The organism is Amycolatopsis kentuckyensis, from assembly GCF_041679295.1.
In the GTDB taxonomy this organism is placed as follows: Bacteria; Actinomycetota; Actinomycetes; order Mycobacteriales; family Pseudonocardiaceae; genus Amycolatopsis; species Amycolatopsis kentuckyensis_A.
This window is the reverse complement of sequence record NZ_JBGDMD010000005.1, coordinates 1-21,451: the sequence shown is the minus strand read 5'-3', so window position 1 is coordinate 21,451 and position 21,451 is coordinate 1. Positions and strand designations below refer to the sequence as shown.

The window sequence follows — 21,451 nt, the reverse complement described above, 5'->3', positions numbered from 1 at the left end:
CCGCCTTCCCGGGTCCGCCGCGGCCCCTCGCCCCGGCTTTTCGGCGCACGGAATCGGACGTCCCATGGGTTAGGATCGGTCGGCAGCAGAACGCACACCACGCCCTGGCCGGGCCACCTGGGGCGCCCCGGCCACCGCCGAGACCCCGGGGGTTCCGCACTGATGTCGCCGGTCGCCGCGCTCGAACCGGCCGCGGAGCTGTCCGCCACCGCCGAACCCCGCGGCACCACCGCGGCCGACCGGCGTCCCCGGCTGGCCGCGTACCTGTCCGCGGCCATCATCGTCGTGGTCATCACCGGGTTCAGCGTGATCGGCGTCGTCAGCCTGCTGCCCCGGTCGGTCGGCCTCTTCCACGCCGGGTACGCCGTCGTGGCCGCCGCCGCGCTGCTGGCGATCCAGCTGCTGTGGTTCAGCCGCCCGGCCGCCGGGCTCGGTTCGACGACCAGCCGCGTGCTGTTCGCCGTCATGATCGTCCTCGCGTACGTGCCGATGCTGACGTTCGGCTGGCTCTGGGCCACGATGCTCGTCTACGTCGGCAGCGCCGCGCTCCTGGTCCTCCCGCCGCGGTACGGCTGGGGGGCGATCGTCGCGGTCCTCCTCAGCTCCGTCGCGGTCTACGAGGCCTACGGCGCCGCAGCGGCGGCCACCGTCTACAACACGCTCGGCACGCTCTTCTACATCCTGGTCTTCTACCTGCTGTCCCGGCTCGCGCGGATGGTCCACGAGCTGCACGCGGCCCGCACCGAGCTGGCCCAGCGCGCGGTCGCCGAGCAGCGGCTGGCCTTCGCCCGCGACCTGCACGACCTGCTCGGGCTGAGCCTGTCCGCGATCGCGCTCAAGGGTGAGCTCGTGTCGCGCCTGATGCGCAAGTCCGCCGACCGGGCCAAGGCCGAGCTCGGCGAGATCACCGCCACCGCCCAGCGCACGCTCTCCGACGTCCGCGCGGTCTCCCACGGCTACCGCGAGCTCTCGCTGGAGAAGGAGTCCCGGACGGCGGAATCGCTGCTGTCGGCGTCCGAGATCGCCGTCCGGATCCACCTCGACCAGGGCGACCTGCCGGTCCAGGTCCGCACCCTGCTGGCCAAGGTGCTCCGCGAGGGCGTCACGAACGTCCTGCGCTACAGCGATGTCGAGCACTGCGAAATCGACGTCCGGCACCAGGACGGCCGGGTCGTCCTCGAAATCGTCAACGACGGCGTGGCGGCGGACGACCCGGCGCTCGCCCCGGGCAGCCCGCTGACGGTGCTGCCCGACGAAGTCGCCGCGCTCGGCGGCCGGGCGAGCGCGACGACGGGCCAGGACGGCCGGTTCCGGCTGCACGTCGAGCTTCCCCTGCCGGACCGCCCGGGCGATCCCGCGGCGCACGACACCGAGGAGCGCTCGGAGAACACGTCGAAGCAGATCCGCCGGCTGCTGCCGGTGATCATGGTGCTGATGGGGGCGGGCGCGCTGTCGCACCTGCTCCAGCTCAAGCCGCGGCCGTGGGAGGTCGCGCTGGTCATCGGCTCGATCGTGGCGTTGCTCGCGCTGCAGTTCTCGTACTTCAACCGGCCCTCGACGCAGCTGCGGTCCGCGCAGAGCTACGCGATGCTGCTGGTGCAGGCGTGCCTGGTGTACCTGCCGCTGCTGCCGCTCGGCCCCCGCTGGGTGAGCCTGCCCGGGCTGCTGATCGGCAGCGCGCTGCTGGTGCTGCCGCCGGTCGCGGGCTGGGCGTTCTTCGTCCTCAACATCGCCGCGTTCGCGGAGATCCAGCGCGCGTCCGGCGCGGACATCACCGGCACGATCTTCTACACCGCCGCGACCGTGATGACGAGCCTCGCGGTGTTCGGGCTGCTGTGGCTGGTCCGGCTGGTCACCGAGCTCGCCAGCACCCGCCGCCGGCTGGCCGAGATGGCGCTGGCCGAGGAGCGGCTGCGGTTCGCCCGCGACCTGCACGACCTGCTCGGCATGAGCCTGTCGGCGATCGCGCTGAAGAGCGAGCTGACCGCCCGGGTGCTGCCCCTGGACCGCGACCGCGCGGCGGAGGAGCTGACCGAGGTCCTGGGCCTGACCCGCCAGGCGCTGTCGGACGTCCGGTCCGTGGCGAGCGGCTACCGCGAGCTGTCGCTGGACAGCGAGTCCCGCACGGCGAAGTCGGTCCTGGCGGCCGCCGACGTCCGGGTCCGCATGGAGATGCTCGGTGACGAGCTCCCGACCCCGGTGCGCACGGTGCTGGCGGTGGTCCTGCGCGAGGGCGTGACGAACGTGCTGCGGCACAGCAAGGTGGAGAGCTGCGAGATCGCGATGCGCCGCACGGACGGCGGCATCTGCCTCGACATCGTGAACGACGGCGTCGAGCGCAACGGCAAGCCGGAGCCGGTGGTGCCGGAGCCGCGGGCGGAGGCGGTGCCGCGGGACTCTTCGCCGGGCAGCGGAATTGGGAACCTGTCCCACCGGGTCGCAGACCTCGGGGGCGAGCTGACGGCGGGAGTGGAGCCCGACGGCCGCTTCCGGCTGCGCGCGGTCGTCCCGGCCTGAACCCGGCTCCGAACCCGCCCCCGCCAACGGGATCGACGTCCCCCCGAATTCGTCGAACGGGGCGAAAGCTTCAGGCCTGGACCAATCGGACTGGTCTGGACCTCCACCGCCACCACGCCCGCCGCTTCACAGCCAACCGGCTTCCTCCGCGATCCGGATCGCGTCCACCCTGTTGCGGGCGTTGAGTTTCGCGACCACCGTCGTGAGATAGTTCCGTACTGTCCCGGCGGAAAGGTACAGCCGGGCCGCGACTTCGACCGTTCCGTAGCCCTGCGCGGTCATCCGCAGCACGTCCAGCTCGCGAGCCGTCAGCGGGCAGTCCACCGTGTCCCACGCGGCCAGCGCCAGGTCGCCGTCGACCATGCGGCGGCCGGCCAGCACGCCGCGGACCGCGTTCGCCAGCTTGTCGGGCGGCGCGTCCTTGAGCAGGAACCCGCCCACCTTGGCGTCCAGCGCCCGCCTCAACGTCCCGGGACGGCCCAGGCTGGTCAGGATGAGGGTCCGGCAGTCCGGCAGGTGTTCGTGCAGCTCACCGGCCGCGGTGAGGCCGTCCTTGCCGGGCAGGTCGATGTCGATGACGGCCACCTGCGCCTGCTTGGCGCGCGCGGCGGGCAGGATCTCGAGCCCGGAGGCGACCTCGGCGACCACGTCGATGTCGGGTTCGAGCCGCAGCAGCGCCACCAGTGCTCCCCGCACGATGTGCATGTCCTCGGCCACCAGCACTCTGATCACGGGTGCCTCCGCACTCACGATTCCCCAGAAGCTCAGTTAAACATTCTGCTTGACGAATCGGTTGCACCATTCGGGCACCACTTTTGCGGCGATGCCGCGAAATGCACATGCACGGGTTAGCGGTGGGCTGAAAACGCCTACTCGCGCCCGGGCGGCTACCAGCCGTCACGAGCGCGTGACGAGTTCCCGTCACCCGTGTCGGAAATTTTCCGGCCAGGTCGCTTGTGGACTCCCCGGCCGGTCCACGCGCGACGAGCCGGCCGCGGCGGGCGCGCTGGGCGCCCGCTGTGGCCGGCTCGCGACGGCGAGAACTGCGCAAACGCGCATCAAGCCGCTTCGAGGACCTCGGCCCGGCAGAAGCAGGTGCCGCGGCGGGTCTGCTCGGCGCCCGCGGCGGCCTCGATGCTCCAGTGCTCGAAACGGTCGATCACGAGGTCCGTTCCCGCGTTCTCGAACTCGATCTCGGAATCGGCGAAAAGCGCGCGGACGTTAGCGGAAACCTGTGCGGACATGTTCTGCTCCCAGTGGCGAAGATGAATGCTTCACGTGCCATAAATCGTCGCCAACGGACGCAACTTCAACCAGTGCCCGCATCATCGCCGTGATGTGGCTTACACATGGTCCGTGCGGTTTCGGGGAAGACTCCGAACGGGCTAGCAAGGGGGTCGAACCTCGTCGAACACCCCGGTTTTCGTCACTTTGCGCGCTCACCCGCATCCACCGCGCTACCGCGGGTGTGAGAAACGCATGTGCGCCCGCCGCCGGAGTTCCCGTTCCGGACCCGCTTCACACCCGATGTGCAAAACGCATGTCCGGGACCGGTGAAATCCACGCGGACCAGTGCACAGAGCACTTAAGAAGTAGACGCCCGCCGACCTACAGTTTTGGTCGAAATCACATCTTCCGCACCGGACGCCTTCACCTCCGAAGGCGCAAAGGCGGCATTGTCGACCGGGAGGGACGGCCACCATGGATGAGATCGTCCGGCAAGCCGTGGCACGCGCGATCGTGACCATGCGAGACAACCTGGGTGAGCGGCTCACGATCGACGACCTCGCCCGCGCGGCCATGTTCAGCAAGTTCCACTTCACCCGGGTGTTCCTGCGGGTCACCGGGCTGTCGCCGGGCCGCTTCCTGTCGGCCCTGCGGCTCGCGGAGGCCAAGCGCCTGCTCGCGACCACGGTCATCTCGGTGGCCGACATCAGCCACCAGGTCGGCTACAACAGCGTCGGCACGTTCAGCGCCCGGTTCAGCGGCAGCGTCGGCGTTTCGCCGTCGGGTTACCGGCAGCTGCGCGGCATGGCGCCGCGGCTGGCCGACCGGCAGGCCCAGCCGGGCTCCGGGACGACCGTGCGCGGCCAGCTGCGCGTCGCGCCGTCGGCCGAGGTCGGGCCGGTGTTCGTCGGGCTGTTCGCGGCCCGGATCGCCGAGGGCGCGCCGGCCCGGTTCGCCGTCCTGCCCGGCCCGGGGCCGTATGCACTGGCAGACGTCCCGCTGGGCTCGTGGTACGTGCTCACCCACGCCTACGGCTGCGGCGAGGTCGACAACCACACCCTGCGGCCCTACACCGGCCTGGCCGGGCCGGTGACCGTCCACCGCGGCGTCACGGCGAGCCTGGCCGACGTCCGGCTGCGGCCGCGGCACGGCTTCGACCCGCCGGTCCTGCTCGCGCTGCCCGACCTGCGCCAGCCCGCGGTGGCCCGCCCGATGGCGGTCTGACAGCGTGCAATTCCCGCCGGCCGAATCCGCCGCCCGTTAATCGGCGGGTGGCGGGCGCACCACGTCCGCGTTCCCGGCAGCCATTCGGACCAGCGGGCACGGCGGTGATTTCCCGGCCATTCACCTCGGGTGCGCAGTCGCGAAACACCGGCGCGGCCGGGCAATGGCGTACAATTGCCGTTCGGAGTCAACGGACTGGGGTGCGAGGTACCGTCGTGATCAAGGTGTTGCTGGCCGAGGACATGCACATGGTCCGCGGCGCCCTGGTCGCCCTCCTCAACCTGGAGTCCGACATCGAAGTGGTCGCCGAGGTGTCCAGCGGCGACCAGATCCTCCCCGCCGCCAAGGCGGCCCAGCCGGACGTCGCGGTCATCGACATCGACCTGCCGGGCAAGGACGGGCTGTCGGCGGCGGTCGAGATCCACGAGAGCCTCCCGGACGTCCACACGCTGATCCTGACCAGCCTCGGCCGCCCGGGCACGGTCCGGCGCGCGCTGGACGCGAAGGTGAACGGCTTCCTGCTCAAGGATTCGCCGTCGGACAAGCTGGCGAACGCCGTGCGCTCGGTCGCGATCGGCCGCCGCGTCATCGACAGCGAGCTGGCGCTGGCCGCCTGGGAAACCGACGACTGCCCGCTCACGCCGCGCGAAATCGAGATCCTGTCGCTGGCGGCGCGCGGGCGCAACGTCGCCGACATCGCGGCGGAGCTGTTCCTCTCGGCCGGTACGGTCCGCAACTACCTGGCCGCCGTGGTCACGAAGCTCAACGCGCGCAACCGGGTCCACGCGATCCGCATCGCGACCGAAGCGGAATGGCTTTAGCCCCAACGGGTGACCCCCGGTAGCGCCCACCGGAAAGCGCTTACGCCGTCAGCTCGTCCGCCGCCCGGGGCCGGCGCACCCCACCGCACGCCACCGGAACCGCCGCCAGCAGCCGGTGGGTACCGTCCGCACCGGACTCCACCGCCAGCGTCCCGCCCAGGGACTCCACGCGGTCGACCAGGTTGCGCAGGCCCGATCCCGAACCCGCGCCGCCGTCCGCGGGCCCGCCGGCGCCGTCGTTGACGATCTCCAGCCAGGCGGTGCCGTCCTCCTTGCTCACGGAGAACGCGCACCAGCTCGCGGTGCTGTGCCGCACCACGTTCGTCACCCCTTCGCGCAGCACCGCCGCCAGCGCGGTCGCCACCTCCGGGGGCAGGTCCGCGATCCCCGACCGGGCGACGGTCACCCGGGTCCCGGCCGCGCTCAGCACCGCCGCCGCGGCCCGGCACTCGTCGTCCAGCGACAGCTCGCGGTAGCCGGCCGCGACCGTGCGGACGTCGGCCAGCGCGCGCCGCGACATGATCAGCAGCTCGGCGAGTTCTTCCTTCGCGCGGCCCGGCTGGCCGATCACCAACCGGTCCACGAGTTCACCCTTGAGGGTGATCGCCGAAAGGCTCAGGCCGAGCAGGTCGTGGACGTCGCGGGAGAACCGCTTGCGCTCCTCGGCGATCGCGTCCCGTTTCAACTCTCGGCGTTCCTCTTCGCGCTCGGCGGTCAGCCGCACCGCCGCGCCCACCCCGGAGAGCGCCAGCGCGGCGATCCCGGCGGACACCGCGCCCGCGAGACCGGCGTCCACCGAACCCGCCGCCCACGCGGCCAGCAGCCCCGCACCGACGCACACGAGCCCCGCCGCCGGCACCGCCCTGGCCGGCCGGACGGCCAGCAGCAGCCCGCCGGCGAGGAACCCGCCCGCGGCGCTCCAGAGGGCTCCCAGCTGCACCATCGGCCCGTACCCCAGCAGGGCCTGCGCGGCCAGCGCCAGGCCGGGACGGCGGACGCCACCGTGCGCGAACGCGGTCAGGTGCACCCCCGCCAGCGCCGCCGCGCAGGCCAGCGCGAGCAGCCGCGGAACCCAGGACTCCCGCTCGGCCAGCACGGGGAGCAACGCCGTCAGCGCGACCGCGGCGGCGGCCGCCGCCGGCCCGGCGGCGACGAGCGCGTGGAAGTCCGGCCGCTCCTTCACCGGCATCTCTGCCCGCATTCGGAACTTTCCCCGCAGCCGAACCGGATAAGCCACGGCGCCTCCCACCTCAACCGCACCCCAGATCCCCAACGGTAACAGGGTGAACGGTCACGACGGGGGCCTTCGCCCGGTCAGCCGACGCCGTTGCCGAGGGGGAAGTCGAGCACGCACTCGCCGACGCTGACCTCGGCGGGCCACTCCAGCTTCAGCGACCGGTCCACCCGGTCGCCCGCGTCGACCGGCACGGCGTGCGCGGCGAGCCCCATCGCCTTGGCCGCCAGGTAGAGCACCTGCTGCAGCGCGCCGACGTGCACCAGCGTCGTCGCGTACGCGGCGCTGCCGAGCACCCACGCGATCCGCGACATCCGCGCGGTCATCGTCAGCAGCACCGAGGGCCGGCGGTGGCTGCCCGCCCCGACCATCGCCAGGTCCAGCATGCCGTCCAGGACGCCGGGGTCGTCGTTGATCAGCGTCAGCGTGTGCCACAGCGGGTCGTAGTGGTAGATCCCCCGCGCGAGGTCCACGCACCGGTTGATCCCGACGTAGATCTCCAGCTCGTACAGGCAGGCGACGCTGAAGTACGGCCGCTGCGACGCCTCGTGGCCCGGCCCGCCGGGCAGGTACGCCGGCCCGATCGAGCGCACCCGCGCGGCGCGGAAGAGGAACTCCCCGACCTGTTCGGCCGACAGCGCGCGCTCGGTGACCTCGGGGCACGTGTGGTCGTGTTCGAGCAGCGTCGCGAGCGTCGGGTCGGTCGCCTTGAGCACCGCCGGGTCGGGGCGGTGCAGCGGGAAGGTCGGGCCGGCGGTGATCTGCTTGACGACCGGCGGCTCGGCACCCGCCCGGTGCGCCTCCGGGTCCGGCGGGCCGCCTTTGAGCCACGTCCGGCTGCGGGCGTGGAACATCAGGTCGTCCGGGGACCAGACGGCGAGGTCGGTGTCGGTGTCCTCGGCGAACCCGGCCCAGTCGTCGGCCACCAGCACGACGCCCGCGGCCACCAGGAACGCGACGACGTCGGCCACGACCGCTTCGGTCAGCCCGCAGGTGACGGCGACCTGCGCGACGGTCACCGGCCCGGCCAGCGACGACGCCACGGCCACCGCCGCCGGCCGCAGCAGCGCGACGCGGTAGCGGGCGCGTGGCGACTCCAGCAGCAGCCCGCCGTCGTCCGGGCGCATCGCCGAGTACCGCGACAGCTTGATCAGCCGGCCGGGCGGCACCGCGTCGGCCGGGAAGACCGGCGCCTGGGTCACCGGGATGGCCGAAAGCAGCGGCCCGCGGCCGTCGTTGAGCGCGAGCGAGTGCACGACCGAGCCGGACAGCTGGTTGAGGACCTTGCGCAGGGTTCCCGCCCACGCCTCGGCGCCGTTGCCCGCCGACGTCGCGAGGTTCCCCATCGAGATCGGGCCGAGCGCCATCCGGCCCAGCGACTCGCGGACCGGCCGGGGGACGTCCGCCAGCTCGTACTCACCCCACCAGGTGATCGCGACGAGCGTGTCGTCGTCCCCCGCCTCCAGCAGGGTGTCTTCGGTGAGGGACCAGAGCCGGACGGTCTCCGGGGGGTAAGCAGGCACGGCCAACTCCTCAAGCAACAGCGAAACCGAGCCCGTGGTGGCGCTCAGAGGAACATCGGGAACGGGTTGAGCCGTTCGTACGGGGTCGGCGCGTCGAGCCGGCCCAGCCGGACCGGGACGTCGAAGAGCCGGCCGGGCGCGAACCGGGCCCAGAACGGCCGCAACCCCGGCGCGAGCACCTTGGCCACCGGGATCCCGACGTCCGGCCGGGTCTGGTCGAGCACCAGCAGCTCCACGCCGGCGCGGTCGAACACCCGGGTCAGCGCGTCGACGTCGTCCCGGACGTCGGCGCGGTTGACGAACCGGAAGTCCCCGGCCGCGCGCATCCGCTCGCCCGCCACCGGCCGCAGGTACGGCTGGTTGGCGACGGTGGCGCAGGCGAGCCAGCGCCGGGCGTCCGGGTCGTCGACGTCGTGGCCCGCGGCCTGCACGGCGGGCAGCATCTGGTTGAGCTCGGTCACCGCGCGGCGCACCGCGATCCGCGGGTCGAGGTGCGCGCCGAAGCCCATCATGATGTCCTCGGACGGGCCGTCGGTCCGCCGCGAAACCGCGACGGTCACCGGGATCCCGAGGTCCGACGTCACGTCGAGCACCCACATCTCGCGGCCGATGCCCGCGTACCCGGCGGCCATCTCGTCCAGCCACGGGTCGGCGAAGGACGCGAGGTCGACGCCCGGCACCGGCGTGCGGTTGTACCACCACAGCGCCACGGCGTCGCGCTCGACGAGCTCCAGCGCGCCCTGCAGGATCGCGTCCTCCAGGCTGCTGCCCGCCGCGGTGCCGTTCGAGTCCGCGCGCACCCCGCGGGCCGCGCTCTCGCGCGGGATCCCGTAGTACAGGTAGGAAGTCGGCAGCAGGCGGCGGCGCCCGGCCGGCGTCCACACCGGCGTCCAGTCGACGACGGCGGCCGGGTCGAACGGCTCCGGGACGTGCTGGAACGCCGCGTGCTCGGCGTTCCACTCCGCGCGGCCGGCGTACTGGCGGTCGGCGAAGAGCATGCAGGCGTTGGGGTGGACGGCTTCCTCGCCCAGCTCGGCGAAGGACGCGCGGATGCGCAGCTCGTCGCCCTGGAAGTTGCCCGAGAACCGTTCCGCCGCCTCGCAGAGCGCGCTGACCTCGGCGTCGAGCGGGCTGACGCCCTTGCCGCCGTTCTCGCAGCGCAGGCTGGCCCGCAACGCCGCCATCGCGGTGACGCCGCGGGCGACGTTGGGCCCGGAGCGGTAGGCGTTGGCGAACCAGGGCGCGTCCGGGTCCCGCCGGATCTCCTTGATGATCCCGGTGACCGGGCTGACCAGGTGGCGGTGCCGCTCGAGCATCTGCGCCGGCGTCGCGGTGCGGTGCCCGCCGCCCCCGGTGGTCGCCTTCTTGGCCGGCCGGAGCTCGACCGGGCGCACCGAGCGCCACGTCACCAGCCACCGGTCGCCGCAGCGGGGGCACTGCGGGCGGCGGTGCAGCTCGTGCAGCCGGCCCTGCAGGTCGAGCGTGTCGAGCGTCCAGACGCACTGCTGGCCGTGGTGGCGGTACCCGGCCACCCACTTGGCCGCCTCCAGCGCGACGAGGTGCGCCGCGGCCGAGGTGAGCGGCGGCAGCGCGGGCACCGGGCGGCGCGCCGGGCCGGCGTGACCCAGCTCCTCCTGCACGCAGGCTTCGGCGTGCCGGTGGCCCCACAGCCGGTGGGTCAGGCAGTGCCAGCAGGCGCCGTCCGGCTGCAGCACCGGGCCGATCCACACCTGGGCCCCGGACGGGCGGGCCAGCAGCCACGGCCGCCCGGCGCGCCGGTGCTCGGCGTCGATCACGGCCAGCCGCGGGTCGAGGTAGTCGGCGCACAGCACGACCGACAGGTCGGCGGCGCCGGTGACCGCGTCGACGACCTCGAGCCCGGCGCCGGCCAGCGCCCGTTCGACGGCGCCGGGGTCGACGCCGTCGGCGCTGTCGCCGACCGCGGTCAGCCGCACGGTGCCCCGCCGCGCGGCGACGACGTCGGCGTCCACTCCGCAGGCGTCCCAGTAGGCCAGCGCGCGTTCGTCGCCCGGCACCTCGTCGGTTCCCGGGCTGCGCAACGTCACGAGCCCGGCGTCGACGAGCTGGGCCAGGAGCGCGGCGACCTCCTCCGGCGCCATCCCGCCGGGCCGGCCGCGCAGCAGCCGGTCGAGGTCGTGGGTACCGTCGAGCAACGCCGCGAGCGACTCGATCTTCGCCCCGCGCATCGCGATCACGCCCTGTTCGGAGAACAGGTACGCGCCCTTGCCCTCCCGGACCTCCGCGCGCAGGTGCCGCCGGAACGCCGGGGCGCGCGCGGGCACCGGGGCGTCCGTGGCGCCACCGCCGTGCGCGTCCACCGCTGTCGTGCGCATGGGCCCTCCTGCCGGTCTCGGGCTGGGCGGGACGAGAGAAGGAAATCCTGCTCCACGAGCGGTCTACTCAGCCAGTGCTCAAAGCACGGGCAGGTCATGCGAAACGCATGGTTTGACGTGGAAAACGCATGGGGCACCGGTGCGTAGCTCACTGGCCGCGCCCCACGGGGAACCGTCACCGTAGACAGCGACGCCCGTGGCGGCACGGTGCGTCGGGGGCACCCTAACCGAACTTGCGCCTCGCGCGCGAACCCGGCGGCGCCCGGTCTGCCACCCGAGACAAGTGAGGACCCGAGTATGCCTACCTCTGCTCGCACGTACGGACAGTTCTGCGGCCTGGCCCGGGCGCTCGAGATCGTCGGCGAGCGCTGGTCGCTGCTGGTGATCCGTGACCTCATGCTCGGCCCGAAGCGGTTCAACGACCTGCAGCGCACCCTGCCGCGGATCCCCGTGAGCATTCTGACCTCGCGCCTCAACGAGCTCGAGGAGTCGGGCGTGATCCGCCGCCGCGTCCTGTCGCAGCTGGACGCGGGCGTCGTCTACGAACTCACCGAGTACGGCTGCGAACTCGACCACATCGTGCTGGACCTCGGTCTCTGGGGCGCCCGCTCGCTGACCTACCCGCGCGCCGACGAGGTCTACACCCTCGACACCGCGATCATCTCGCTCTACACGACCTTCCAGGAGGAAGAGGCCGCGGGCGTGCACGTCAACTACGAGCTGCACCACCTCGGCGGCGAGATGATCGTGCACGCCATGGTCGACGACGGCTCGCTCAAGGCCTCGGCGGGCTCGCTGCCCGCCGCCGACCTGGTGATCGAGCCGCAGGGCCCGGCGATCCTCGACCTGCTCAACGGCAGCCTGTCCGCCCAGGACGCCATTTCCAGCGGCAAGGTCCGCGTCGAGGGCGACCCGGCGCACCTCGAGCTGTTCACGCGCCTGTTCCACATCCCGCCGGCACCCGAGCGCCCGACCGGGCTCTCCGTGCACTGAGCCCGGGGCCGCCCGGCGGTACGCAATCCGCCGGGCGTCGCAACTTCCCTTGCAGGGTCAGCAATCCGGAGTAACGGAAGCCGCTCCGGGAACGGCTATCGTCGACGAACATCGTCGTCTCGGTGAACTGGGGTCTGCATGTCGACGTCCGAACTCGCCCGTCCGTCCGGGTTCCTCGGCCCGCTCAACAGCCGCTGGCACCACCGCGCGCTCGCGGTGTTCATGGTGATCGTGATCGGGCACTGGGCCGAGCACATCGTGCAGGCCGTCCAGATCTACGGGTTCGGCTGGCCCACCTCACGCGCCCGCGGCGTGCTCGGGATGCCGTTCCCCTGGTTGATTTCGCAGGAGTGGCTGCACTACGGCTACGCGCTCGTCATGCTGGTGTTCCTCTGGGTCCTGCGGCACGGGTTCGCCGGCCGGTCGCGGCAGTGGTGGAACCTCGCGCTGGCCATCCAGTTCTGGCACCACATCGAGCACCTGCTGCTGTTCATCCAGGCCCAGAGCGGCTGGCGGCTGGCCGGGCAGAAGGTGCCGACCAGCATCATCCAGCTGCTCGTGCCGCGGGTCGAGCTGCACCTGTTCTACAACACGATCGTCACCATCCCGATGATCGTGGCGGTCGTGCTGCACCGGCGCGCGTCGGCGGCCGAGCACGAGCTGACCGGCTGCACCTGCGGGCTGCGCCCGCCCGCCCTCGCCGCGTCGTGAAGCGCGCGCTGGTCCTGCTGGCCTTCCTGGCCGGCTGGCTGGTGCTCACCGCCGCTCCGGCGTCGGCGCACGTCGAGATCGTCTCCACCACCCCCGGCGACGGCTCACGGCTGACCGCGGCGCCCGCGCAGGTGTCGGTGACGCTGTCGGAGAACGTCGGCATCCAGCCGGGCTCGCTGAAGGTCGTCGACACGCAGGGCACGGCCGTCGACACCGGCCCGGTGTTCCAGCCCGGCGACGTCGCGGAGCAGGTGGCCGTCCGGCTGAAGCCGGACCTGCCCGCCGGCAGCTACCTCGTCGAATACGCGTTCGTCTCGACCGACTCCCACCCGGTGCGCGGCACGTTCGCCTTCGTCGTCGGCGCCGGCCCGCTGATCACCTCGGCGGGCGCGGTCGCGGCGGCGACCGGCACGGACCCGGTGGTCGACGTGGTGTCCACAGTCGTGCGCTGGCTGTCCTTCGCCGGCATCGTCCTGCTCGGCGGCCTGGTGTTCCTGCTGACGTGCCACCCGGCCGGGCGCGCGGACCCGCGGGCCCGGCGGCTGCTGAAGACGGGCGTCTGGCTGACCGCGGGCACGGCGGTCGCGACGTTCCTGCTGCAGGGTCCGTACGCGGCCGGCCGCGGCCTGGGCGCGCTGCTCGACACCGGCCTGCTGGCCGACACGCTCCGGCTGTCCTACGGCAAGCTGCTGCTGGTCCGGCTCGCCGCGGCCGGAGTGCTGGCGGTGGTGCTGCCGCGCGTGCTGGCGGCTTCACCCGCGTCGGCGCGGCGCGGCCGGCTGGAGAACCTGGCGATGATCACCGGGTTCGCGGCGCTGCTGAGCTTCTCGGCGAGCGGCCACCCGGTGACCGACCGGGTGATGTACTTCTCGGTGGCGGCCGACCTGGTCCACTGGGGCGCGATCGCGGTGTGGGCGGGCGGGCTGGTCCAGCTGGCGCTGTGCCTGTTCCGCCGGACACCGGACCTCGGACCGGTGGTGACGAGGTTCTCCCGGCTCGCGATGAACTGCGTGGCGCTGATCGCGATCAGCGGCGGCGTACTGGCGTTGCGCATCGTGCCCTCGGTGCCGGCGCTGTGGACGACGGCGTACGGGCTCCTGCTGCTGGGCAAGATCGCGGGCTTCGCGGTGCTGCTCCTGGTGGCGAACGTGGCTCGCCGCGCGGTGCTGCGGGGAGTGGCGTCCACCGGAGAGGGCGGCACGGCGGTCTTGACGACGGAACTGCGCCGCCTGCGCCTGGCGGTGACGACGGAGGTCGCGCTGGCCTCGGTGGTCCTGGCCCTGGCGGCGGTGCTGTCGGCCACCCCACCCGGCGGCTGACCAACGCTTCCGCCGGTGTCTTGAATGAGTCATTCAGGACGTCCGAAGACCTGAATGACTCATTCAAGACGGTGGGCGAGCTTCAGACCCCGGGTGCGCGCGGCGGGCTGAACGGGCCCCAGCTGAACGCGGGCAGCCACGTCGCCGGCGCCGCGTCCCACTCCAGCGCCGACAGCTGGGCGAGCGACCGGCGTCCGGCCAGCGCCCGGTACAGCTCGTGCGCCGGAGCCGTCAGCGTCGCCGCCGGACGGCCCGCGCCCGCCGTCCACTGCGAGCCGCCCGTGGTGCGCAGGCGCAACGCCGGCAGGCCGCGGCCCGCGACCGACCCGGAAAACCCGCGGACCAGCACCTCGAAGCTCGGCGCCCAGGCCGCGTGCTCGACCGGCGGCGGCACGCCGAGCGCCGCGCGCAGGTCCAGCTCGTGGGTGTAGGCGTCCATCACCATGACCTCGCCGCTGCGGCCGCCCGCCTCGGCGAGCCGGCGGTCGAGGTCCTCGCCGACGTCGTCCCAGTGGTTGAGCAGCTCCGGCACCGTCGACGCCGCCGAAGCCGGCACCACGCCGCCGTGGCGCTCGAGCACCCGCTCGGCGATCCCGGTGAGGTGGCCCAGCAGGTCGGCGACGGTCCACTCCGGACACGCCGGCACCCGCCGCCGGTGGACGTCGGCGCGCGTGCCGAGCAGGGCGCGGACGCCGCGCCGCACCTCCGGGTAGCCCACGAAGTCCGGGGCCGGCCGACTCGCTGTCACGCGTTCCACCTCACCTGGCACGATCGGGGCTTCCGGCCCAGTATCCCCAGGTGACGGCTCCGGCGAGTCTCCTCGCTTGCCGACACCGACAACCCCGGGAGGTAGTGACCTTGCCCACTCTGTGGTCCACGCCGGCGCAGTGGGAGCTGCTGCCGCCGGTCCTGCTCGCGCTGCTGCTCAGCGTCGCGATCGGGCTCGAGCGCGAAGCCGGCATGAAGGCCGCGGGCCTGCGGACGCACAGCCTGGTCGGCGTCGGCTCGGCCGTGTTCATGCTCGTGTCGAAGTACGGCTTCGCGGACCTGCTGGGCATCGACCACGTCTCACTGGACCCGTCGCGGATCGCCGCGCAGATCGTCTCCGGCATCGGCTTCATCGGCGGCGGCCTGATCTTCGTCCGCCGCGACGCCGTGCGCGGCCTGACGACGGCGGCGACGATCTGGCTCACCGCCGCGGTCGGCACGGCCTGCGGTGCCGGGCTGCCGGTGCTCGCCGTCGGCACGACGATCGGGCACTTCGTGGTGACTCGCGGCTTCCCGCCGCTGCAGCGGTTCGTCGCGCGGCACCGGCGCGAACCGCCGGTCGTGCGGCTGAGCTACCTCGACGGCCACGGCGTGCTGCGCGCGGCACTGGCCGCGTGCACCGGACGCGGCTGGAGCGTGCACCACGTCGACGTCGACCACGAGCCGATTTCCGAAGAGGGGCAACGGATCGCGGTCGTGACGCTGCGCCTCGACGGCCGCGGTGATCTCTACGACCTGGCCGCCGAGCTCGCCGAGCTGCCCGGCGTCCGGAGCACGTCCACCGGCCCGGGAGAACCGCTCGACGAATGATCACCCGCCCGGGCAGCGCGCGGGGGCGGGTTTGCGGCACACTGGGGTGGACGCGGAATTCCCCGGTACCGCAAGGAAAACGTGCGGCCGAGGAGAAACCATCCAATTCGGAGGTGAGGCATGGCCCCCGGCGGTGGCGAGGACGTGGAGCGCACGCAGCCCGGATTCGACCTGGCGTGGCGCGGTTTTCACCGCGCACAGGTCGCGGAGTACGTCGCGTGGGCCGAAGCCGAGCTGGGCAGACTCGCCGCCGAACGCGACTCCGCGCGGCAGCGCGTGGCCGCGCTCGCCGAGGACAACCGTGAGCTCCGGGTGAAGATCGACCGGATCAGCCGCACCCCGATCGAGCCGGACGCGCTGCAGGAGCGGTCCCGCCGGATGATCGAGCTGACCCGCGAGGAAGCGGGCGAAATCACCGCGCGGGCAACGGAAACGGCCGAGCGCCTGGTTCGCGAGGCCGAGCGGGAGGCGGTCCGGCTCACCGAGAAGGAACGCCGCCTGGTCGCCGAAGCCGAGGCCGCGGCGGAACGCCGGCGCGTCGAGCACGAGGAGTTCCTCCGGGCGGCCGAGCAGCGCCGCCGCGAGCTCGACGAAGCCGCGGCACACCGCCGTGCCCAGCAGGAAGAGGATCACACGCGCGCGATGACGGTCCGCCGCGCCGACGCGATGCGCACGCTGGCCGGGGAGGAAGCGGCGGCGAGGGCGAAGGCGGATCAGCTGGTCAAGACGGGCGAACGCAAGCTCGCGGCCGCCGAAGCCACGGCCGAACGCCTGGTCAGCACGGCGCAAGCCGAGGCGAAGACGCAGGTCGAGACCGCGGAGGCGAAGGCGGCGAAGCTGGTCAAGGCGGCCAAGACCAAGTCCGAGCGCCTGGTCACGACCGCCGAGAGCAAGGCCGACCGCCTGGTCACGACGGCCGAAGCCAAAGCGAAGAAGCAGGTCGCCACCGCGGAAGCCGAAGCCGAACGGCTGGTGGAAGCGGCCCAGCGCCAGGTCACGGCCCTCACGGAGGTCCGCGACAAGCTCCAGGCAAGCCTCACCGGCTGCCGGTCCCTGCTCGCCGACGCGGCCGTCGCCCTCGACGACCGGCCCGCACCCTTCGATCCGGAGGCCACCCTGCCGATGTCGAAGAGAGTGCCGGTCCAGCGGCGCTCACCTGCCGACCTCACCGACGCCGTCGGCTGACGGTTGCCCGCCACCCGCGGGCAACCCCTGCCGACGAGAGCGCCCGTCCAGCAGCACTCACCCGCCAACCGCACCGACGCCGTCGGCCGACAGCCACCCGCAGGCAACCCCCAGCCGACGAGAGCGCCCGTCCAACGGCGCCCACCCGCCGACGCCGTCGGCTGACGGTTGCCCGCCGGCCGGGCAGCCCGCATGATCGTCGGGTGAGGTCCCCGCGAACCGCGCCGGTCACGGCTGCCGAAGTCCCGGGGCACCGTTCGTCGAAGCGGGTGGCCGCCCTGGTCACCGCGGTCGTCGTGCTGGCCACGTCGACGACGCTGGCCAACCGCGTGCTGCCGGGCTGGGCATACCCCGTGTGCGGGCTCGTCGCCGCGGCGATCCTGGTCGCGCTGGGCCGGGCCGCCGGGTGCACGTGGACCGACCTCGGGCTGGGCACGCTCCGCCGTCCCGCGCTGGTCGGCCTGGCCGGGGCCGGGCTGGTCGCCGTGGTGTTCGGGATCGCGCTGGCGGTGCCGGCGCTGCGCACGGTGTACCAGGACGGCCGCGTCGGCGACCCCGACTTCGGCCAACTGCTCTGGCTGACCTGCGGCCGCATCCTGTTCGGGACGGTGCTGATCGAAGAGGTGGCGTTCCGCGGCGTGCTGCCGGGCCTGCTGGGCGCGACGGACGACCGCTGGCGCTGGCCGCCGATCCTCGGGGCGGCGGCGCTGTTCGGCCTGTGGCACGCGCTCCCGGCGCTCGCGATCGGCCGCAACGCGGCGGTCCACGCGGTGTTCGGCGCGACGCCGGTGGTGGTGCTCCAGGTGCTGGCGATGGCCGCCGCGGGGGTCGCCGGCATCTTCCTGCACTGGTGGCGGCACGCGGGCCGCGGCGTGCTGGCGTCGGTGATCGTGCACTTCACGACCAACGCCGGCGGCCTCACATTGGCGGTGCTGGTGCGCTAGCGCGGCCCGCCAAACGACATGAATGAGTCATTCATGTCGTCAGACGAGGTGAATGGGTCACTCACTGCGTCGCGGCCCGGGCCGGGCTCTCCCGGCACGACGCTAGGACCGCACCAGCCGCGCGATCGCGTCCGACGCTTCGCGCACCTTCAGGTCCGCCTCTTCACCGCCGGCTGCGGCCGCCTGGACCACGCAGGTCGCCAGGTGCTCGTCGAGCAGCTCGAGCGAGAACGACTGCAGTGCCTTCGTCGCCGCCGAGACCTGGGTCAGGATGTCGATGCAGTACTTGTCCTGCTCGACCATCCGCTGCAACCCGCGGATCTGCCCCTCGATCCGGCGCAGGCGCTTGAGGTAAGCCTCCCGCTCGGTGCCGTAACCCGTCATCGCCCACCCGTCCCCGTCGTCGCCCGTCCCTGACCACCGACTATACCCTCCGGGGGTTCAGTGGAACCGGCGCAACCTGAGGCTGTTGCTCACCACGAAGGCCGACGAGCACGCCATCGCCGCGCCCGCGATCATCGGGTTGAGCAGGCCGAGCGCGGCCAGCGGCAGCGCCGCGACGTTGTACGCGAACGCCCAGAAGAGGTTGCCCTTGATGGTGGCGAGCGTCCGGCGGGCCAGGCGGATCGCGTCCGCGGCCACGCGCAGGTCGCCGCGCACCAGCGTCAGGTCGCTCGCTTCGATGGCCGCGTCGGTGCCCGTGCCCATGGCCAGCCCCAGGTCGGCCTGGGCGAGCGCGGCCGCGTCGTTGACGCCGTCGCCGACCATCGCGACCACGCGGCCCTCGGCCTGCAGCCGCTTGACGACGTCGACCTTGCCCTCTGGCAGCACCTCGGCGACGACCTCGTCGATCCCCGCTTCGGCCGCGATCGCCCGGGCCGCGCCGGCGTGGTCGCCGGTCAGCAGGATCGGCGTCAGGCCGAGTTCGCGCAGCTCGGCGACCGCCTTCGCGGACGTCGGCTTGATCGTGTCGGCGACGACCAGGTGCCCGCGGACCTCACCGTCCCAGGAGACGCCGAGCGTGGCGCCGTCGGCTCGCCCGACGCTGACCGTGCGGCCCTCGACGACGCCGGTCACGCCGACGCCCGGGGTGCTGCGGAACTCCGTGACGGCCGGGAGCGCGCCGAACCGCTGTTTCGCCGCCTCCGCGATGGCGCGGCCGATCGGGTGCTCGGACGCGGCCTCGACGGCTCCGGCCAGCCGCAGCGGCTCGCCGTCGCCCTCGACCAGCGTCATCCGGCCGGTGGTGACGGTGCCGGTCTTGTCCAGGACGACGGTGTCGACGCGGCGCGTGTTCTCGAGCACCTCGGGACCCTTGATGAGGATGCCGAGCTGCGCGCCGCGGCCGGTGCCGACGAGCAGCGCCGTCGGCGTCGCGAGACCGAGCGCGCACGGGCAGGCGATGATCAGCACGGCGACGGCGGCGGTGAACGCCTGGTCCGGCCGCCCGCCGGTCGCGAGCCAGACGACCAGCGTGGCCAGCGCCGCGAGGACGACCAGCGGGACGAACACCGCCGAGACCCGGTCGGCGAGCCGCTGGACCTCGGCCTTGCCGTTCTGCGCGGCTTCGACGAGCCGGGCCATCTGCGCCAGCCGGGTGCCGTCGCCGACGCGGGTGGCGCGGACTAACAGCCGGCCGCCGACGTTGACGGTGGCGCCGGTGACCGCGTCCCCCGGCCCGACCTCGACCGGCACCGGCTCCCCGGTGAGCATGCTGGTGTCGACCGCGGAGCCGCCTTCGGTGACCACGCCGTCGGTGGCGATCTTCTCGCCGGGCCGGGCGACGAAGACGTCGTTCACCTGCAGTTCTTCGACGGGGATAAGCTGCTCTTCGCCGTCGCGCAGGACGGTGACGTCCTTCGCGCCGAGGTCCATGAGCGCGCGGAGGGCGGCGCCGGCGCGGCGCTTGGAGCGGGCCTCGAAGTAGCGCCCGGCCAGGATGAACGTGGTGATCGCGGCGGCGACCTCGAAGTACAGGTGGCCGCCGGCCATCCCGAAGGTGAGCGCGTACAGCGACCAGAGCACCGACGCGACGACGCCGAGCGAGATCAGCGTGTCCATCGTGGCGGTGGCGTGCCGCAGGTTGACCGCGGCGGCGCGGTGGAAGGGCCACGCGCCCCACGTCACGACCGGGGTCGCCAGGGCAAGCATGATCCACGGGTCGACCTGCCAGGCCGGGACCATCGCGAGGACGACCAGGGGGACGGTCAAGGCCGCCGAAACGAGCAAACGCTTGCGCAGCGTCGGGGTCTCGTCGCGTGCTTCCGGCTCGGGCAGCCTCGCGGAGTACCCGGCGGCTTCGACGACGGCCGTGAGGTCGTCGACCGACAGCCCGCTCGGGTAGCTGACCTGGGCTCTCTCGGTGGCGTAGTTGACCGTCGCGGTCACGCCGTCGACCTTGTTGAGCTTGCGCTCGACGCGGGCGGCGCAGGACGCGCACGTCATCCCGCCGATGGCGAGTTCGACGCGGGTCGCGGTGGTCATGGTTCAGGCGACCAGCCGGTATCCGGCCTCGGTGACGGCCGCGGCGACGGCGTCGGCGGAGAGCGGGGTGGCACTGGTCACGGTGACGCGGCCGCTCTCGACGTCGACGTCCACGCTCTGGACGCCCTCGAGCTCGGAGACCTCTTCGCGGACGGACGTGGCGCAATGTCCGCAGGTCATGCCCTCGACGGTGTAGCTCGCTTCGGTCATCGGCGGCTCCTTTCGTTCTCCCTCCTTTATACCCATCGGGGGTAGGGGTTCACTCGCGACCCCCACCACACTCGCGGTATGCGCAAGCTCTACGCGATCGGGATCGGCGCCGGCGACCCGGAGCACCTGACGGTCCAGGCGATCGACCGCCTCAACCGCGTCGACGTGTTCTTCGTGCTCGACAAGGGGTCGGAGAAGGCGGACCTGGTCCGGCTGCGCCAGGAGATCCTCGACCGCTTCGTGACGCGGCCGGACTATCGCGTGGTGCTGGCCTCGGACCCACCGCGCGACCGCACGCCTTCTGACTACCGAGCGGCAGTGGCCGACTGGCACTCGGCGCGGGCTTCGGTGTACGAGCGGCTGCTGTTGTCGGAGCTGGGGCCCGACTCGGTGGGGGCGTTCCTGGTGTGGGGCGACCCGTCGCTGTACGACAGCACGATCGCGCTGATCGAGGCAGTGCTGGCGCGGGGGAACGTGGCGTTCGAGTACGAGGTGGTCCCGGGGATCAGCAGCATTTCGGCGCTGGTGGCCCGCCACCGGACGACGATGAACCAGATCGGGCGGGCGGTCCAGCTGACGACGGGCCGCCGGCTGGCGGAGGGCTGGCCTCCGGAGGTGGACGACGTGTTCGTGCTGCTGGACGCGCACACGACATTCGATCAGTTCACGGAGTCGGGGTTGCACATCTTCTGGGGGGCGTACGTGGGGACGCCGGATGAGGTGTTGCTGTCGGGGCCGCTCACGCCGGAGCTGGCCGAGCGGATCCGTGTGACGCGGGCGGAGGCCCGCGAGCGGCACGGCTGGATCATGGATACGTACCTGCTGCGCCGCCCGGCCGAGTAGCCGCGCCGCCCGCTCGGCGGCGAGCCAACTCGGCTTGCTCAGCGGAGCCGTTTGCCCGGTCGGCAGCGGTGCTCGCGCCGCACTGCCGGCCGGTTCGGAGCATGCGAAAAGGCCCCGGGAGAACCATTTCTGATTCTCGACCGGGGCCTTCCCGTAAGTAAGTTCGGCGGTGTCCTACTCTCCCACAACCCTTCGGTTGCAGTACCATCGGCGCTGTCAGGCTTAGCTTCCGGGTTCGGAATGGGACCGGGCGTTTCCCTGACGCTAAAACCACCGAAACACTC

Annotated in this window: 20 protein-coding genes and 1 rRNA gene; 10 read left to right on the top strand and 11 right to left on the bottom strand. The window is 72.7% G+C overall.

The annotated features are described in order from the left end of the window. The first annotated feature begins 162 nt into the window (after nucleotides 1-162). Nucleotides 163-2,517, top strand: a complete 2,355-nt coding sequence (locus tag ACERZO_RS21130; protein WP_372666450.1) for a sensor histidine kinase — start codon at nucleotides 163-165, stop codon at nucleotides 2,515-2,517. A 126-nt stretch (nucleotides 2,518-2,643) separates the two neighbouring features. On the opposite strand, the gene ACERZO_RS21125 is transcribed toward ACERZO_RS21130, so the two are convergent. Together ACERZO_RS21125 and ACERZO_RS21120 are read right to left on the bottom strand one after the other, a co-directional pair. Next, nucleotides 2,644-3,249, bottom strand: a complete 606-nt coding sequence (locus ACERZO_RS21125; RefSeq protein WP_372666448.1) for a response regulator transcription factor — start codon at nucleotides 3,247-3,249, stop codon at nucleotides 2,644-2,646. A gap of 326 nt (nucleotides 3,250-3,575) precedes the next feature. Beyond that, entirely contained in the window at nucleotides 3,576-3,761 is a 186-nt protein-coding gene (locus ACERZO_RS21120; protein WP_372666447.1) for a hypothetical protein, read from the bottom strand. Between the two features lie 457 nt (nucleotides 3,762-4,218). Here ACERZO_RS21120 and ACERZO_RS21115 point away from each other — a divergent pair, with 457 nt between their 5' ends. Both ACERZO_RS21115 and ACERZO_RS21110 read left to right on the top strand, forming a co-directional pair. Further along, nucleotides 4,219-4,968: a helix-turn-helix domain-containing protein gene (locus ACERZO_RS21115; protein ID WP_372666446.1), complete on the top strand. Its 750-nt coding sequence runs from the start codon at nucleotides 4,219-4,221 to the stop codon at nucleotides 4,966-4,968. 215 nt (nucleotides 4,969-5,183) lie between these two features. Beyond that, nucleotides 5,184-5,789: a response regulator transcription factor gene (locus ACERZO_RS21110; protein ID WP_364466069.1), complete on the top strand. Its 606-nt coding sequence runs from the start codon at nucleotides 5,184-5,186 to the stop codon at nucleotides 5,787-5,789. A 40-nt stretch (nucleotides 5,790-5,829) separates the two neighbouring features. Here ACERZO_RS21110 and ACERZO_RS21105 read toward each other — a convergent pair whose 3' ends face one another. The 3 genes from ACERZO_RS21105 to ACERZO_RS21095 form a co-directional block, all read right to left on the bottom strand. Further along, the gene (locus tag ACERZO_RS21105; protein WP_372666445.1) at nucleotides 5,830-6,990 is read right to left on the bottom strand and encodes a sensor histidine kinase; all 1,161 of its coding nucleotides are present in this window, start codon (nucleotides 6,988-6,990) and stop codon (nucleotides 5,830-5,832) included. A gap of 113 nt (nucleotides 6,991-7,103) precedes the next feature. Continuing rightward, nucleotides 7,104-8,546, bottom strand: coding sequence for a SagB/ThcOx family dehydrogenase (locus ACERZO_RS21100; protein ID WP_372666444.1), 1,443 nt, complete (start codon nucleotides 8,544-8,546; stop codon nucleotides 7,104-7,106). A 44-nt stretch (nucleotides 8,547-8,590) separates the two neighbouring features. After that, entirely contained in the window at nucleotides 8,591-10,900 is a 2,310-nt protein-coding gene (locus ACERZO_RS21095) for a TOMM precursor leader peptide-binding protein (protein WP_372666443.1), read from the bottom strand. Between the two features lie 297 nt (nucleotides 10,901-11,197). Between ACERZO_RS21095 and ACERZO_RS21090 the strand changes: the two genes are divergently transcribed. Further along, on the top strand, nucleotides 11,198-11,893 hold the full coding sequence (locus tag ACERZO_RS21090) for a winged helix-turn-helix transcriptional regulator (RefSeq protein ID WP_372666442.1): 696 nt from the start codon (nucleotides 11,198-11,200) through the stop codon (nucleotides 11,891-11,893). Between the two features lie 95 nt (nucleotides 11,894-11,988). On the opposite strand, the gene ACERZO_RS21085 is transcribed toward ACERZO_RS21090, so the two are convergent. Next, complete coding sequence (locus tag ACERZO_RS21085; RefSeq protein ID WP_372666441.1) at nucleotides 11,989-12,150, bottom strand: hypothetical protein; 162 nt, start codon at nucleotides 12,148-12,150, stop codon at nucleotides 11,989-11,991. On the opposite strand from ACERZO_RS21085, the gene ACERZO_RS21080 reads away from it, so the two are divergent. Beyond that, entirely contained in the window at nucleotides 12,125-12,604 is a 480-nt protein-coding gene (locus tag ACERZO_RS21080) for a hypothetical protein (RefSeq protein ID WP_372666440.1), read from the top strand. The two genes, ACERZO_RS21085 and ACERZO_RS21080, sit on opposite strands and share 26 nt — an antisense overlap. Next, nucleotides 12,601-13,923 (top strand): copper resistance CopC/CopD family protein, encoded by a 1,323-nt coding sequence (locus tag ACERZO_RS21075; protein WP_372666439.1) that lies wholly within the window; start codon nucleotides 12,601-12,603, stop codon nucleotides 13,921-13,923. Before ACERZO_RS21080 ends, ACERZO_RS21075 begins: the two co-directional genes overlap by 4 nt. A gap of 82 nt (nucleotides 13,924-14,005) precedes the next feature. Here ACERZO_RS21075 and ACERZO_RS21070 read toward each other — a convergent pair whose 3' ends face one another. Beyond that, a complete protein-coding gene (locus tag ACERZO_RS21070) occupies nucleotides 14,006-14,671 on the bottom strand; it encodes a maleylpyruvate isomerase family mycothiol-dependent enzyme (protein WP_372666438.1) in 666 nt (221 codons plus the stop codon). A 110-nt stretch (nucleotides 14,672-14,781) separates the two neighbouring features. Between ACERZO_RS21070 and ACERZO_RS21065 the strand changes: the two genes are divergently transcribed. The 3 genes from ACERZO_RS21065 (at nucleotide 14,782) to ACERZO_RS21055 (ending at nucleotide 17,630) form a co-directional block, all read left to right on the top strand. After that, nucleotides 14,782-15,501, top strand: coding sequence for an MgtC/SapB family protein (locus tag ACERZO_RS21065; protein ID WP_372666437.1), 720 nt, complete (start codon nucleotides 14,782-14,784; stop codon nucleotides 15,499-15,501). Nucleotides 15,502-15,621: 120 nt separating this feature from the next. Continuing rightward, entirely contained in the window at nucleotides 15,622-16,686 is a 1,065-nt protein-coding gene (locus tag ACERZO_RS21060) for a DivIVA domain-containing protein (protein WP_372666436.1), read from the top strand. A 203-nt stretch (nucleotides 16,687-16,889) separates the two neighbouring features. Then, the gene (locus ACERZO_RS21055; RefSeq protein WP_372666435.1) at nucleotides 16,890-17,630 is read left to right on the top strand and encodes a CPBP family intramembrane glutamic endopeptidase; all 741 of its coding nucleotides are present in this window, start codon (nucleotides 16,890-16,892) and stop codon (nucleotides 17,628-17,630) included. A 102-nt stretch (nucleotides 17,631-17,732) separates the two neighbouring features. On the opposite strand, the gene ACERZO_RS21050 is transcribed toward ACERZO_RS21055, so the two are convergent. Genes ACERZO_RS21050 through ACERZO_RS21040 form a run of 3 tightly spaced genes read right to left on the bottom strand, consistent with a single transcriptional unit; the run spans nucleotide 17,733 to nucleotide 20,324 of the window. Beyond that, a complete protein-coding gene (locus ACERZO_RS21050; protein ID WP_086678475.1) occupies nucleotides 17,733-18,014 on the bottom strand; it encodes a metal-sensitive transcriptional regulator in 282 nt (93 codons plus the stop codon). Between the two features lie 57 nt (nucleotides 18,015-18,071). Further along, the gene (locus tag ACERZO_RS21045) at nucleotides 18,072-20,114 is read right to left on the bottom strand and encodes a heavy metal translocating P-type ATPase (protein WP_372666434.1); all 2,043 of its coding nucleotides are present in this window, start codon (nucleotides 20,112-20,114) and stop codon (nucleotides 18,072-18,074) included. A gap of 3 nt (nucleotides 20,115-20,117) precedes the next feature. Beyond that, nucleotides 20,118-20,324, bottom strand: coding sequence for a heavy-metal-associated domain-containing protein (locus ACERZO_RS21040; RefSeq protein ID WP_372666433.1), 207 nt, complete (start codon nucleotides 20,322-20,324; stop codon nucleotides 20,118-20,120). Nucleotides 20,325-20,402: 78 nt separating this feature from the next. Between ACERZO_RS21040 and cobF the strand changes: the two genes are divergently transcribed. Further along, the gene (gene cobF / locus ACERZO_RS21035; protein WP_372666432.1) at nucleotides 20,403-21,167 is read left to right on the top strand and encodes a precorrin-6A synthase (deacetylating); all 765 of its coding nucleotides are present in this window, start codon (nucleotides 20,403-20,405) and stop codon (nucleotides 21,165-21,167) included. A gap of 161 nt (nucleotides 21,168-21,328) precedes the next feature. Here the strand turns inward: cobF and rrf are convergent. Continuing rightward, nucleotides 21,329-21,445, bottom strand: a 5S ribosomal RNA gene (rrf, locus tag ACERZO_RS21030). Nucleotides 21,446-21,451 lie beyond the last annotated feature (6 nt).

Bases quoted from the DNA above. Each gene is read 5' to 3' on its own strand.
- ACERZO_RS21130 (WP_372666450.1), top strand. From the start codon at position 163: ATGTCGCCGGTCGCCGCGCTCGAACCGGCCGCGGAGCTGTCCGCCACC.
- ACERZO_RS21120 (WP_372666447.1), bottom strand. From the start codon at position 3,761: ATGTCCGCACAGGTTTCCGCTAACGTCCGCGCGCTTTTCGCCGATTCC.
- ACERZO_RS21115 (WP_372666446.1), top strand. From the start codon at position 4,219: ATGGATGAGATCGTCCGGCAAGCCGTGGCACGCGCGATCGTGACCATG.
- ACERZO_RS21105 (WP_372666445.1), bottom strand. From the start codon at position 6,990: ATGCGGGCAGAGATGCCGGTGAAGGAGCGGCCGGACTTCCACGCGCTC.
- ACERZO_RS21095 (WP_372666443.1), bottom strand. From the start codon at position 10,900: ATGCGCACGACAGCGGTGGACGCGCACGGCGGTGGCGCCACGGACGCC.
- ACERZO_RS21090 (WP_372666442.1), top strand. From the start codon at position 11,198: ATGCCTACCTCTGCTCGCACGTACGGACAGTTCTGCGGCCTGGCCCGG.
- ACERZO_RS21085 (WP_372666441.1), bottom strand. From the start codon at position 12,150: ATGTGCTCGGCCCAGTGCCCGATCACGATCACCATGAACACCGCGAGC.
- ACERZO_RS21060 (WP_372666436.1), top strand. From the start codon at position 15,622: ATGGCCCCCGGCGGTGGCGAGGACGTGGAGCGCACGCAGCCCGGATTC.
- ACERZO_RS21050 (WP_086678475.1), bottom strand. From the start codon at position 18,014: ATGACGGGTTACGGCACCGAGCGGGAGGCTTACCTCAAGCGCCTGCGC.
- ACERZO_RS21045 (WP_372666434.1), bottom strand. From the start codon at position 20,114: ATGACCACCGCGACCCGCGTCGAACTCGCCATCGGCGGGATGACGTGC.
- ACERZO_RS21040 (WP_372666433.1), bottom strand. From the start codon at position 20,324: ATGACCGAAGCGAGCTACACCGTCGAGGGCATGACCTGCGGACATTGC.
- cobF (WP_372666432.1), top strand. From the start codon at position 20,403: ATGCGCAAGCTCTACGCGATCGGGATCGGCGCCGGCGACCCGGAGCAC.